Source organism: Siphonobacter sp., assembly GCF_048595215.1.
Taxonomy (GTDB): Bacteria; Bacteroidota; Bacteroidia; order Cytophagales; family Spirosomataceae; genus Siphonobacter.
In genome coordinates this window covers 1-12,899 of the sequence record NZ_JBMDWJ010000375.1, presented here as the reverse complement: position 1 = coordinate 12,899, position 12,899 = coordinate 1, and the positions used below count along the sequence as shown (strand labels likewise).

Below are 12,899 nucleotides of genomic sequence, written 5' to 3'. Positions count from 1 at the left end.
GTTGAGCCGCAACGCAAAGTCGTACAAGTGGGGACTTCGTTGATACGTAAGGTTTCCAGGTAGTGCCAACCCCACCGACCAGCCCGAAATCTCAATTCAAATATTGGAGAAAATCAAATATGAAAATTTCCAACAAGGTTATAAAGGAGGCAAAGCTCAGCGTTATTGGGTCTTCTTTATTGACCGTGTGACTGTTCCAATGGGCAGACAGTATTTTAACGCCTGTTATCTCGATCTCCAGGGTGCGGTTATCCATAGATATTTGGCAGTATAAGGTTGTATAACCGGAAATCTTTGAAGTGTGGCGGAAAAACGAAATTTCCATTTTTGAATACTTCATAGTGTGAACGCCCGGCGAGGCCGTCCACAATGTATGATATTTGGTAAGATGAAAAAGCGGCCAAAGGGGTGCCAGCCGCGAAAAAGGGCGGTGCCAGTAGGATATCCGAAAACGCAGGGAAAAGCCTAGGACTCAGGCAAGAAAAGGCATAAAAAAACCAGCTTTGAAGGGCTGGTTTGGTCAAATCTTAATCATTTAAACGATTCGCAGAGGGTGAGGGATTCGAACCCCCGGACCTGTTACAGTCAACAGTTTTCAAGACTGCCGCGATCGACCACTCCGCCAACCCTCTGTTTGTGAGCACAAAAGTAGTGGTTTTGGGGGCCTGTGTCAAGAGGGAGCGTGAAAAAAAATACTTTTGGATTGGGCTTTTTGTGAGTTTCAACGCGTAGATGCTTCATTTTCAAAGCTTCGACTCCGGGAAAATTTTTGATAATTTTTTGCCTTTGGTGAATGGTACTTGTTGCTGAACACTAAAAAAGGAAGCGAGTGCACTCGCTTCCTTTTTAGAATGGGTCGTAAATCGTACGCTAGTTCGTCATCGCCAGTAGCAAATCGGCCTGGGTGATGATGTGGATGCCGTTGCTCTCGTCGCGAACGAGCAGGGCTTTGTTATCCTTGTCGATGAGCGAGGCCAGTACGTCGATGGTGTCGTGCAGACCCACGAAGCGGAAAGGCTTCTCCATGATTTCCTGTACGGGGACTTCCTTGATGTCGGGCGATTGAATCAGTAAGGAAAGAATCGTCGACTCGGAAATACTGCCCACAAAGCTGCCGGACTCGTCTACGACCGGAATCTGACTGATGCCGTCGCGGTTGAGTAAGCGGATGGCTTCACTCACCCGAGCCTGTTGGGGTAAGGAAATCAACGTGCGACTACGCGGACGAATGCGAATCAGATCCTGAGCCGTAGCAAACGAACGACTTTCCAGAAACCCGTGGTCTTTCATCCAGTTGTCGTTGTAAATTTTGTTCAGGTAACGCGTGCCGTGGTCGGGGAGCAGAATCACCATCACGTCGTCTTCCTTCAAATGCTCGCGGGCGTATTCCAGGGCTCCGTACACGGCGGTACCGCAGCTCCAGCCCACAAACAGACCTTCCTCCCGCGACAACCGACGGGCCATAATCGCCGCGTCTTTATCCGTCACTTTCAGAATGTGGTCGATCAGCGAAAAATCGACGTTCTTGGGCAGTATGTCTTCGCCAATGCCTTCAGTCAGGTATGGGTAAATCTCGTTCGGGTCGAACTCGCCCGTTTCCTTATACTTCTTGAATACCGAGCCGTAGGTGTCCAGTCCCACCGTTATTACGTTCGGGTTTTTCTCTTTCAGAAATTTGGCCGTACCACAAATCGTACCACCCGTACCCACCCCCGCCGCAAAGTGCGTGATTTCACCGCCCGTCTGCGTCCAGATTTCCGGTCCGGTAGTATCGTAGTGAGCCGCCGTGTTAGAGAGGTTGTCGTACTGATTGGGGTAGAAGGAGTTGGGAATTTCCTGGTTTAGGCGTTTAGCTACTGAATAATAACTCCGGGGGTCATCCGGCTCCACGTTCGTCGGGCATACGACCACTTCCGCTCCCACGGCCCGCAGAATGTTAATTTTCTCCTGCGACTGCTTATCGGCCATCGTAAAGATGCATTTGTAACCCTTCGCTACGGCGGCTAGAGCTAGTCCCATGCCGGTATTGCCCGAAGTGCCTTCGATGATGGTACCACCGGGTTTAAGAATACCTGCTGCTTCCGCGTCTTCGATCATCCGCAGGGCAATGCGGTCTTTGACGGAGTTGCCGGGATTGAAGTACTCTACTTTCACCAGAATAGTGCCGGGAATACCCTTGGTAACCTTATTGAGACGAACCAGCGGCGTATTACCAATGGTTTCTATGACGTGATTGTAGTAATGCATAGGAACGTACAGATTTGAGGATTCGCCGGCTCACAACCGGAATGACGCGGGTGAACGAATGAAATTTAGGTACCGAAGAAACCTATTCCGGTTAACCACTGTTCCGATTTCAGGAGTAAATTTGTCCGAAGAAACCAACAATCGAAGAGAATCTCTTCTTTTTATTGATAAAACTATGGTAACCGTATCTCAAGAAGCTGCTGAAAAAATTGTAGAACTGCGTCGGCAGGATGGTCTGACGGAAAACTTCAGCGTACGCGTAGCTGTAAAAGGCGGCGGCTGTTCAGGCCTGATGTATGATCTGAACTTTGCCTCAGAACCCCAGGCGGGAGATATGATTTTTGAAGATAAAGGGGTAACCGTGATGATCGACAAGAAGTCGATTCTGTATCTGGCCGGTACCGAGTTACAATACTCCGGCGGACTCAACGGCAAAGGCTTTGTCTTCCATAACCCGAATGCTTCACGTACCTGCGGCTGCGGCGAAAGCTTTGCGGTTTAAAATAGAATAGTTATTGGTTGATGGTTGTTAGTTATTGGGAATTTAAATTAGGTAGGCCAATAACTTCCAACTGTAGCTAGAGTGAATAGTTGTTAGTTCTTGGAATTCTAGGTTGAGTATACTAACAACTAAGAACCATCAACTAACAACTATCCCTTAAAGCAATTCTTCCTTCGGTGACCAGAACAGGTTTTTGAAATCCTGGATCTGGTCATTTTTTATTTGGATGCCTTCGGCTTCGAGGAGTTCCTGCATCCGATTGCCGCCGAAATGATGCTTTCCGGTCAGTACGCCATTGCGATTGACGACGCGGTGGGCGGGTACGTCGGGAATGGTATGGCAGGCATTCATGGCCCAGCCCACCAGTCGGGCACCGCCCTTCGAACCCAGGTACTCGGCAATGGCTCCGTAACTGGTCACGCGTCCCGGTGGGATGAGCTTGACTACTTCATAAATATCCTGGAAAGCATCGGAAGCCATAGTGAGTACTTAGTTGGTTTGGTTGGCTTCCAGTTTATCCTGAATTTCCCGGCATAGTTCTTCGTACCATGCTTCGCCGTAGGCCCGAATGAGGGGATCTTTCAGGAATTTGTACACGGGTACTTTCAGGGCCGCTCCGTGTTCGCAGGCGGGAGAACAAATGTGCCAGCGGTCGTAATTCAAGGCGTCATACTGATCGTACTTCGTGACGCGAAGAGGGTAGAGGTGGCAGGAAAGGGGTTTCTTCCAGGTAATCTTACCATCCAAGTACGCCTGCTCGATCCCGCATTTCAAGATTCCTTTCTGATCATAAATGGCATAAGCACATTCACGGCCTTCGATCACGGGTGTTGAATAATCACCTTCCCAATCTTCCACGTATAGGCCCTGCTCTTCCACGGCCTTGATGCCATCTTCCGAAAGGTAGGGCTTCACCTGTTCGTATACTTCTTCCAGTTTAGTTAGCTCGTCGGTAGCCAGGGGAGCACCGAGGTCGCCTTCTACGCAACAGGCTCCTTTGCATTTAAGCAGGTCGCAGACGAAATACTGGTCTGCGATGTCATCCGAAATGACGGTATTATCAATGAGTATCATGCTCGTTTTTGTGGGGGTTCGTCCACTAAAAAAGAATAGCGGGAATTTTTTCCCGCTATCAAAATTAACAGTGTCACTGGGTGGTCCGTTCCTTCGGACCGTCAAATATTATTTGTTCTTGATTTTCAGACGTTGTCCTGACTGAATGGCTCCCTCAGCCGACAGGTTGTTCCACTGGCGAAGATTGCTGGCGGATACCTTGTACTTGCGAGCAATTCCAAACAGCGTTTCGCCCGATTGCACCGTGTGATAAGTCCAACTGTTCTCCGAGCGGTTGGCCGGCAGACTACCACTCTGGTTGGGCTGGCTAGGGCGAGGGACGCCGGAACGAACGGCAAAACGGTCGCCTACATTGACAAGGGGCATTTCCGTCAGGCCATTGATATCGCGAAGTTCTTCCGGTGTCAGGTTGTACTTGCGGGCGACGGCAAAGAACGTTTCACCCGGCTGTACGGTATGGTACGAAGTGGCTGCCGCCGCAGGACGTGTTGCTATCTTCTCTTCCGTTACAGCAGGCTTGGCCGTAGGGCGAGCTGCCGTAGTAGGCGTGCCTTTCACCAGAATTCGGTCACCCGTTTTCAGTACAGGATACGAGGTCATTCCGTTCAAATCCCGCAGATCGCTGGGTTTGAGGTCATACTTCCGGGCAATACCGTAGAAAGTCTCCCCAGGCTCTACAACGTGATAAGTTCCTTTGCCTTCAGTACGCGTAACGGGCTGACGCGAAGGGGTGGTAGGAGCTGGAGCATCCGCTTCTCCGGGCGTAACGGGGTACGTATTCCGCGAAGGAGCCGGACGTGGTGTAGTCGCAACCTGTGGTTCACGCGTGGCCGGACGAGGGTTCGGCGTGGTAGGGTTAGGATTCGTAGTTACGGGAGGCCGATTCGCAGGGGTCGAGGGGTTACCGGATGGATTACCGGATACCACCTGACCGTTTTCATCGACGAGTACCACCCGGCCCGAATTTCGCTGGGGCGGTGTAGTGGTGGTCGGTACGTTAACCGCTACTTCAGGTTGTCTGGTCGTCGCTGTATCGGGTTTTCCGGCTACTTCGATGGCTGGTTGTTCTGCTTCTTTGGGTTGTTCCGGATCGGGCAGCGGTACTACCTCGATAGCTGTTTTGCAAGGACGTGTTTTCTGTAACCACAGAACGCGGCCCGGTTGAACGGCTTCAGATTCCGATTTAATCCGATTTTTTCTCAGTAAAAACGACAGACGAATGCCGTACATCTGCGAAACATCCCAGAGCGTTTGTCCGTGCTGTAGCGTATGGTAGGCAACGGCCGCTTTCTTATTTTTTTTCTGGATGTAATACACTTTGCCCGGCTGGATCGCATCGCTCTCCTCCATGTCGTTTCGGGTCAGGAAGCGACTGGAACGAATGCCAGCCCGATCTGCAATCTTTTCGTAGGTATCACCTTCCTGAGCCAGAATACCATCTTTACCGTTGATTTCGTAGAAGATGGGTCCGTTGGACTGGCGACGGCTGGTTGGCGTAATGCGACGTAGTACCGGGAATTCTGGTTCTTTCGTTTTTGTCCGGCGAACGACTGTCGTAGTCGGACGGCTGGCGGTAGTACTTTGTTGAGCGACCGTAGCGGGTCCCGCTTGTGTTGAAGCTACGCCGGGCTGCGAAGGATTGTTCACAACTACGAGCATGACGTAATCGCGGTCCTGCGGAATTTTAGAGCCGCCTACCCAGCGGTTATAGCGACGAAGTTCCACTTCATCTACCCCCAGTTGATCGGCAATTTGCGTGAAGCTTTTGCCGCCGCTGGCTTTGTATTCGTAAAAAGGCGTTTGGGCCGAACGATACCCGCGTAATTCGTTTTCGTAGACCAGCTTATGGGCCAGGCAACGGAGAATGTACCGATCCGTTTTTTCGTCGACGGTAATTTCACGGGCTCCGTTCCACTCGGCGGGTACCAGCGTACGAATGCCGCCCAGGCCCAGGTAGTAGGAGTACAGCGTCGAAACCCAGTTGTTAAGCGTCGTGTTATTCTTTTTCAGATAACGAGCGGCCGCTCGGGTGGAAGCGTGAATATTCTTACGCTCGTCAATTTCATCATCTACGCGTAAGCCGTAATCCGTAGCTGTTTCTTTTTTAAACTGCCAAAACCCAACCGCATTAGAAGTCGATACGGCATCGGGAGTCAGACCACTTTCCTGTAATACCAGGTATTTGAAATCGTTGGGTACGTTTTCTTCCGAAAGGATATTCTCGATGATCGGGAAATACAGGGCTGCCCGATCCAAACGGGTATTGATGGTCGTGCGGTTGGCCAACAGAGCGTAGACATCGGTCTGTACGATATCGCGGGCTCCGGGTTCTAAGTTTACGTTTATGTTGCTGAACGTCACTCGGGAAGGCACCTGAAAGAGTTGAGCAGAAGCAGAAACGTTCACAGCTAAACTAAATGCAACGGTAATGATACCTTTAATCATAGTTGATATGGTTAAGCGATGACTTTCGATAGATGGAAGGTGCGGGAGGGCGAATACAAGCGGGTAAAAATGGAAAATTATTTTTTGCGAACTACCATTAACCCATCCCGAATTGGTAATAAAACGTTTTCAACGCGGTCGTCTTGCTGTACTTTGGCATTAAAATCTAGCAAACATTGGGTGTCTTTGTCAACTTTAGCCCCAGCTTGGGCCACTTTGCCACTCCAGAGTACATTATCAGCGATGATCCAGCCGCCGGAGCGAACCCGGTCGATGGTCAAATCGTAATACGTTGCATAGCTGGGTTTGTCGGCATCAATGAATACAAGATCAAACGTTTCATCGAGCGTGGGGATTACTTCGCGGGCGTTACCAATGCGGTAGTCAATCTGATCCTTATAGTCCGATTCGTCCAAAAATTCTCGAACGAAGGGCTCTAGTTCAGCCTTGATATCAATAGTGATTACCTTGCCACCATCGGCCAGCCCTTCGGCAAAACACAAAGCTGAATAGCCAGTGTACGTTCCAATTTCCAGTACCACACGCGGCCGGATCATCCAAGAGATCATGGAAAGCATACGGCCCTGAAAATGACCGGAAAGCATCCGGGGATGCAGGATTTTAACGTGTGTCTGGCGGTTCAACCGTTTCAGTAACGAGGGCTCCGGACTGGTGTGAGCTTCCGCGTAAGCCTCTATTTCTGGAACTAAAAAATGCATAAACTAAAAATCAATCGAAAAGGTAACCTTTTCACAAGTTAACGATAGTTGCCGGAAACCTTCCCGGCTTTTTCAACTTTCATACCCAAAATCAATTTTCCGGTAGGAAGCTTAGGTAGCTAAATTGATCGAGCGTAAACATCTCATTCGCCAGATCCCAGAGTTGCTGAGACGTGATGGCTTTGATATGCCCGAACAGGTGCTCCAGGGATTCAATCCGGTTCATGTCGAGCAAACTTTTGGCCATCATCAGCATATAACTCATGTTCCCTTCCTCGGACATGGCCAATTGGCCCATCAACTGCTGTTTCGTTACGTGTAGTTGATGACTGGTCAATTGTTTTTCGCGTAAGGTTTTGAGTTCCTTATGGATGAGGGAAAAAGTTTTGTTAAGCTGACGCGGCTCGGTTCCAAAATAAATACCGAAGTACCCCGTATCGGTAAACGGGGTATACTGAGCGTCGATGCCGTAGACTAAACCGTACTTCTCCCGTACGGACAGGTTGAGGCGAGAGTTCATGCCCGGACCGCCGAGTAGATTTGACAGTACAAAGAAGGGGAGACGTTTCTCATCGTTCAACGCGTACGATTGCCGACCCATGGCGATTTGGGCCTGAGTCATGTTGCGACTCATTTCCTGTCTTTGTGGTCGGTAGAAGGTAGGAGCCTGACGAACCCGGTTGGTTCTGCTGGCCGGAATATCTTTCAGCAAACGTTCGGCCAGATCTACCACTTTCTTGAAAGGTAGCTTACTTACGGATGATACTACAATCTTCTCCGTATCTAGATTCTGAACGATGAAGGTCTGAAAATCCTCTTTTTTGTAACGCTTGAGGCTTTCCGCATCCCCGAGAATGTTCGCTCCGAGCTGATGACCTTCGAAAATAAGTCCGTCGAAATCATCCTGAATGGCATCTTCCGGCGAGTCGTAATACATGGAAATTTCTTCCAGGATCACGTTTCGTTCCCGTTCAATCTGTTTTTCCGGAAAGACGGAATGAAAAGTGATATCCGACAGCAAGTCCAGAGCCTTGTCAAAATGCTCCGTCAGAACCGAGGCATGAAAACAGATTTTTTCCTTCGTCGTGTACGCATTCAACTCTCCACCGACATTTTCCAGTCGATTGATAATTTGCAAGTTACTACGACGCTCAGTTCCCTTAAAGGCCATGTGCTCCCAGAAGTGAGCCAGTCCCTGTTGGTGTGGCTGTTCATCCCTAGAACCAATGTCGAGCATGATGCCCACGTGAGCAATCTGCGTATGCGTAAGTTGTTTGTGTACCACCCGTATGCCGTTAGGCATGGTATGTAATTGGTAGTCTTCCATCGATAATCAGTGCACGTTTCGCCGCGAAAGGAAATCCTTTCTTTCATTCCAACATCTCTTCACTGTAAGCAAACAAGCGTTCGAAAAGAAGAGTTTAGCGGAGCTTCAATACTCAAAAGTAACGGACAATGCAGCAAAATGTTAATAGAACTTTTTTAAAATCCGTTCGGACAACCGGAAATTTTTAGTGCATTCCGGTCCTGAACGGATTAAAATTTAGGGAAAATGTATTTCACCTGCAAATATAATACGGAAATCCTAAGCAGTTGGAAATCAAAAACTAAGGATAGTGCATCAAGAGGGCAGAAACCGAAAATCCAACATATGGGTATCGGCTTTGCCATTTTCTTGGCGACCTTTGTTTTATGAAGATTCTGGTTATTCAAACGGCTTTTATTGGGGACGCTATTCTGGCGACATCTTTACTCGAAAAGCTTCACCATCATTACCCGCAGGCTGAAATTGATTTTCTGGTACGGAGGGGCAATGAAAGTTTATTGAAAAACCATCCGTATTTGCATGAAACACTGATTTGGGATAAAAAAGAAGGCAAATACGCGAGTCTTTGGAAGTTACTCCGTCACATCCGTTCAAGGCAGTATACGTACGTTATCAATGTACAGCGATTTGCCACGACAGGGTTTCTAACCGCTTTTTCCGGAGCCGAAACGACGGTGGGATTCGACAAAAATCCCCTGAGTTTTCTCTTTACCCGCAAGATCAAACACCGGTTCGACGGTCCGCACGAAGTGGAACGTAATACTGATTTAGTGGCGTGGTTTACGGATGAACACGTATTTCGTCCCCGGCTTTATCCACCGAAACTTAACTTCCCGCCCCAAACGCCTTACGTTTGTCTAGCCCCTTCATCGGTATGGTTTACGAAGCAATATCCCGAGGAAAAGTGGATTGATCTAATCCAGCAATTACCAGATTCTCTGCACGTGTATCTACTAGGTGGACCGGGGGACAAGGATTTGACCGAACGTATTCGGCAGGCTGCCGGCCGCAGTCAGGTACACAATCTGGCTGGTACGCTTAGTTTGCTGGAATCCGCTGCTTTAATGCAGGGAGCAGTTATGAACTACGTAAACGATTCGGGGCCTATGCACCTGTGTTCGGCGGTGAATGCTCCAACAGCGGCAATCTTTTGTTCAACCGTACCAACGTTTGGATTTGGCCCTTTATCGGATCAATCGCAAGTCGTAGAAGTACAGGAATCGCTGACGTGTCGGCCCTGTGGTATTCACGGGTACAAGTCCTGCCCACAAGGCCACTTTAAATGTGCTCGTGATATTCGTACCGAACAATTATTAGATGCATTACCGGCCTGAATTTAAAGCGTAATTGTGCCTTCATTTTTGGGGTTATAGAAGCCCTCTTTGCCCTTGAAATAAAATTGATGCAGCTCATACGAACCCTTGGGAAAGTTCTCTTGGCGTATATGACCATTAAGATTGTATCCTTTGCGGGTGAGTTGCCCAGTAGTTACAAACTTTTTGACTGAATTTCGAAAAAGAGTCGTGTACAGTAAGAAGGTATCCTTTGCCGAAACCATGGCAATAGCATAGCCCTCTTTCCGGTTGAAGATGGCCGGAGCTTCCCCGTTATAGAGCCGTACATTCACAAATCCCTTAGGCATCAGATCCATTCCTACGTTTGAACAGGGAAAAAAGCCCGCCTCCGTTACTTGCTTGTTTCGAAACGCGGTGTGCAGGTCCGTAGAAGGTAACTGTACGAGTGAATCTTGATTTTCAGAAAAAAACGTATTGTAAAATCGCTCGTAAAAGAAGGTAGGCTGGTAACAGACCCACTGTCCGCTTTTCGTGAAATTCAGATACCCGAGATCTAAAATATTTCGCTGATTCAGAAGGTTTGTATAGGAATTAAAATGCCAGCATCCCCAGAAAAAGATACTATAGGCCAGACTTACATGCAAAATAGTTTTTCGATACCGTAGTTGCCGGGTCAGATAGCCCAGACAGAACAAACCATTGGCAATAGCAATGACCGAATAGGTATAATAACGGCTTTTAAATACGACGAATACTTCCTGTGAAGAGGATCTGCCAAAGGCAACAAAAGCGAAAGTAATAACGATGAAAGCGGAAACAGAAATAACCGCAATCAATCCCCGATTTCTGTTTCGGTATGCCTCGATAAGGGCTAAGAAAAATAAAAGTAGTAGCAGGAGACCTAAGTAGATCGAAAAGTAAGTAAAAGAAATAGGAAACTCGCCATCCGAAAAATCCAGAAAGTCGTTTCTAAAGTGCGAAGCTCCGGCTAGCCCCGCAATGAAATTGATTATTTTAACAAACAACGCTTCGGATACATGTGATAGCTTGTTACCCGACGGTGTTTCGTTTAGAGCAATGCTATAGAGATAAGAGCCAATACTAGCTACCGAAACGAATACCCATCCAAGAGTAAATTTAATCTCCCTTCTTAGGATCAGAGCCAGAAAACCCGCGGGCCAAACGGCCATTCCGTTGCCGGAAGAAAACGTACAAATAAAGCCACTGAGCGTAGCCAGTAGGAAAAACATTACATTCTGCTTGGCAGGTTTACAAAGAAAATAGATGGTCAGAAAGCAAAGGAATGTGACAGAAAAATGCTGTAACGCTGCCATGGTCCAGAATATAGCCTGATACGGAGCAAAGGATACGAGTACCAGCGTAATCGCAATCAACCAATAACGAGATACCGGGATAGCTTGCAGCCAGTACTTGTAAAAAAAGAAAATGCTACACCAAACTAGGCCCGCTCCCAAGGCAAATAAGGGCAAGGATATTTTTCCAATAAGTGCGTATAAGGAAGTAACGAAAAGGTTAGAAAAGAGAAGTTTATGTTCTACAAAGCCATTAGTGAATAGTAATTTAAGTTTTTCGCTGAATGAATTTGCGTATTCTAGATGTAATAAGAACTGGTAAATACTGGGCAGATCATCACCAAAGGGAATAGGAGAAATAAAATAATATTGCAAAAAAAGATAGAGGAAAAGTAGGACGCCACAAACGACGTATACCAACGTTTTCTGGGAAGAATACGACGTTTTTTCTAACTCCATAAGAATACTAAATGGTTTCTTTGGAAAGATATGCTTAGATTAAAGATTGGGTTAATGTTACTAATTAGGAAAGAGGTAATGGGTTTCCCGTTGGCAAGATAAGGTTTTTCTAAAAATATAATTTATAGCCCATTAAATATACGTTGACATAGTTAGTAAATGGCAGCGAACCTACTAGTCTAGTACCTGTTTTTCAGTCAAATATTTCCAGAAACGGCGGGGCAAGTTCCGGACATGAAGTTTCAAATTGCGGCGGGCCGGAATATTGGCACTTTTAAAGTAATCTTTCCAGAGTAATTGATACATTTCTTCATGATGATCTTCCGAGATACGAGCTGGTGTATCGAAGTTATGGCTCCGCTGAAAATCCAGCGTAATGAGTTGTAGACGCTGGAGATCATAATACAAGCCATATTGGCGTACGTGATCATAAATTACCCAGGATTGATCGGCGTAACGGCCTCGGAAATGTCCAGCAATAAGAGGCAAAACATTATATTTCGGCTCGATAGGAGCGTAATACATACCGTCTTGCGTCTGTTGAAAGCGTACAAAAGCTTCCAAGTGATGTTTTTCCCGTTCGACTTTACGGGCCATCTGATGCACAAAAAGCACGTGCTCGTTGCCGTAATTGCTTTCGGCCTGAGCTATGCCATTAAATACGTATACCGCAAATCCAAACAAGTGTTCGTAGGCCTGAGGGCGTTCCGATAAGAAGGTACAATAGACAGCTCGCCAGGCTTCTTTAGAGAGCTGTTTCCGTAGGCCCGTAGCGACTCGCGTAGCCTTATTAGAATCTGTAATGACGAAATACGTCTGGCTGAAGGCCTGTGGGTGATAGTGTTTGGTTGAACTAACCATAATAAGCCCCGGTTTTCGATTATACCAGTCGAAGATCAGCGTCAGAAAACCTTCGAAAGTGTCGTCGAATACGTAAATCTCCATTTAGAAAAGAGTTAGCTGCTGGGGCGACTGCCGTTTGTTCTGACCTGAGGAAAGTATAAAATGTCTAATCTGGGACGCTTGCCAGTCTTTGGAAGCAAACGGCGAGTCCGCACACCGAACGAAGTACTTAGCCCGGTTGTAGGCAATGCCCAGGTTCTGTAATTGATACGTTCGGAGTTTACCAAACTGTCGAGCCGCTACGATCTTTTTAGCCGAGCCCACACCAATGCCCGGTACCCGCAGAATAAGTTGATAATCTGCCATGTTGATGTCTATCGGAAACAAATGCAGATTGCGAAGAGCCCAGCTTAGTTTAGGATCAATCTCCGGGTCAAGATTGGGGTGCGTATCGTCGAGAATTTCATTCACCCGAAAGCCATAAAACAGCATGAGCCAGTCAGTCTGATAGAGTCGGTTTTCGCGTACCATTGGTTGAGGCGTTCCTATACTCGGTAACAAAGAATCTTGCCGAATGGGGACGTAGCCGGAGTAAAACACCCGTTTTAGATTATATGCTTTATAAAACTCATCAGCCGTAGCCATAAATTACAGGTCATACACGGGCGTAGCTCC

Annotated in this window: 11 protein-coding genes and 1 tRNA gene; 2 read left to right on the top strand and 10 right to left on the bottom strand. The window is 47.5% G+C overall.

Going from position 1 to position 12,899, the window contains the following annotated elements:
• Positions 1-547 precede the first annotated feature (547 nt).
• Positions 548-632: transfer RNA gene (locus tag ACOJTG_RS23050), tRNA-Ser, on the bottom strand.
• 238 nt (positions 633-870) lie between these two features.
• Entirely contained in the window at positions 871-2,247 is a 1,377-nt protein-coding gene (locus ACOJTG_RS23045) for a cystathionine beta-synthase (protein WP_420155959.1), read from the bottom strand.
• A gap of 175 nt (positions 2,248-2,422) precedes the next feature.
• Here ACOJTG_RS23045 and ACOJTG_RS23040 point away from each other — a divergent pair, with 175 nt between their 5' ends.
• Positions 2,423-2,749 carry a HesB/IscA family protein gene (locus ACOJTG_RS23040; RefSeq protein ID WP_094808408.1) on the top strand — a complete coding sequence of 109 codons (327 nt, stop codon included), beginning with the start codon at positions 2,423-2,425 and terminating at the stop codon, positions 2,747-2,749.
• Positions 2,750-2,905: 156 nt separating this feature from the next.
• Here ACOJTG_RS23040 and ACOJTG_RS23035 read toward each other — a convergent pair whose 3' ends face one another.
• The 5 genes from ACOJTG_RS23035 to ACOJTG_RS23015 all read right to left on the bottom strand — a co-directional run bounded on the left by ACOJTG_RS23035 (position 2,906) and on the right by ACOJTG_RS23015 (position 8,314).
• Entirely contained in the window at positions 2,906-3,229 is a 324-nt protein-coding gene (locus ACOJTG_RS23035; protein WP_420155958.1) for an MGMT family protein, read from the bottom strand.
• Positions 3,230-3,238: 9 nt separating this feature from the next.
• The gene (locus tag ACOJTG_RS23030; protein ID WP_420155957.1) at positions 3,239-3,823 is read right to left on the bottom strand and encodes a DUF3109 family protein; all 585 of its coding nucleotides are present in this window, start codon (positions 3,821-3,823) and stop codon (positions 3,239-3,241) included.
• Between the two features lie 108 nt (positions 3,824-3,931).
• The gene (locus tag ACOJTG_RS23025; protein WP_420155956.1) at positions 3,932-6,268 is read right to left on the bottom strand and encodes a LysM peptidoglycan-binding domain-containing protein; all 2,337 of its coding nucleotides are present in this window, start codon (positions 6,266-6,268) and stop codon (positions 3,932-3,934) included.
• Between the two features lie 77 nt (positions 6,269-6,345).
• Entirely contained in the window at positions 6,346-6,987 is a 642-nt protein-coding gene (locus ACOJTG_RS23020; RefSeq protein WP_420155955.1) for an O-methyltransferase, read from the bottom strand.
• A 91-nt stretch (positions 6,988-7,078) separates the two neighbouring features.
• Positions 7,079-8,314: a M16 family metallopeptidase gene (locus ACOJTG_RS23015; RefSeq protein WP_420155954.1), complete on the bottom strand. Its 1,236-nt coding sequence runs from the start codon at positions 8,312-8,314 to the stop codon at positions 7,079-7,081.
• A 365-nt stretch (positions 8,315-8,679) separates the two neighbouring features.
• Here ACOJTG_RS23015 and ACOJTG_RS23010 point away from each other — a divergent pair, with 365 nt between their 5' ends.
• Positions 8,680-9,648, top strand: a complete 969-nt coding sequence (locus ACOJTG_RS23010; RefSeq protein ID WP_420155953.1) for a glycosyltransferase family 9 protein — start codon at positions 8,680-8,682, stop codon at positions 9,646-9,648.
• Between the two features lie 2 nt (positions 9,649-9,650).
• On the opposite strand, the gene ACOJTG_RS23005 is transcribed toward ACOJTG_RS23010, so the two are convergent.
• The 3 genes from ACOJTG_RS23005 to ACOJTG_RS22995 all read right to left on the bottom strand — a co-directional run bounded on the left by ACOJTG_RS23005 (position 9,651) and on the right by ACOJTG_RS22995 (position 12,755).
• Complete coding sequence (locus tag ACOJTG_RS23005; protein ID WP_420155952.1) at positions 9,651-11,099, bottom strand: hypothetical protein; 1,449 nt, start codon at positions 11,097-11,099, stop codon at positions 9,651-9,653.
• Positions 11,100-11,555: 456 nt separating this feature from the next.
• The gene (locus tag ACOJTG_RS23000; protein ID WP_420155951.1) at positions 11,556-12,326 is read right to left on the bottom strand and encodes a TIGR03915 family putative DNA repair protein; all 771 of its coding nucleotides are present in this window, start codon (positions 12,324-12,326) and stop codon (positions 11,556-11,558) included.
• Positions 12,327-12,755, bottom strand: a complete 429-nt coding sequence (locus tag ACOJTG_RS22995; RefSeq protein WP_420155950.1) for a helix-hairpin-helix domain-containing protein — start codon at positions 12,753-12,755, stop codon at positions 12,327-12,329.
• Between the last annotated feature and the right edge of the window lie 144 nt (positions 12,756-12,899).

Bases quoted from the DNA above. Each gene is read 5' to 3' on its own strand.
- ACOJTG_RS23010 (WP_420155953.1), top strand. From the start codon at position 8,680: ATGAAGATTCTGGTTATTCAAACGGCTTTTATTGGGGACGCTATTCTG.
- ACOJTG_RS22995 (WP_420155950.1), bottom strand. From the start codon at position 12,755: ATGGTACGCGAAAACCGACTCTATCAGACTGACTGGCTCATGCTGTTT.
- ACOJTG_RS23025 (WP_420155956.1), bottom strand. From the start codon at position 6,268: ATGATTAAAGGTATCATTACCGTTGCATTTAGTTTAGCTGTGAACGTT.
- ACOJTG_RS23035 (WP_420155958.1), bottom strand. From the start codon at position 3,229: ATGGCTTCCGATGCTTTCCAGGATATTTATGAAGTAGTCAAGCTCATC.
- ACOJTG_RS23020 (WP_420155955.1), bottom strand. From the start codon at position 6,987: ATGCATTTTTTAGTTCCAGAAATAGAGGCTTACGCGGAAGCTCACACC.
- ACOJTG_RS23040 (WP_094808408.1), top strand. From the start codon at position 2,423: ATGGTAACCGTATCTCAAGAAGCTGCTGAAAAAATTGTAGAACTGCGT.
- ACOJTG_RS23000 (WP_420155951.1), bottom strand. From the start codon at position 12,326: ATGGAGATTTACGTATTCGACGACACTTTCGAAGGTTTTCTGACGCTG.
- ACOJTG_RS23030 (WP_420155957.1), bottom strand. From the start codon at position 3,823: ATGATACTCATTGATAATACCGTCATTTCGGATGACATCGCAGACCAG.
- ACOJTG_RS23045 (WP_420155959.1), bottom strand. From the start codon at position 2,247: ATGCATTACTACAATCACGTCATAGAAACCATTGGTAATACGCCGCTG.
- ACOJTG_RS23015 (WP_420155954.1), bottom strand. From the start codon at position 8,314: ATGGAAGACTACCAATTACATACCATGCCTAACGGCATACGGGTGGTA.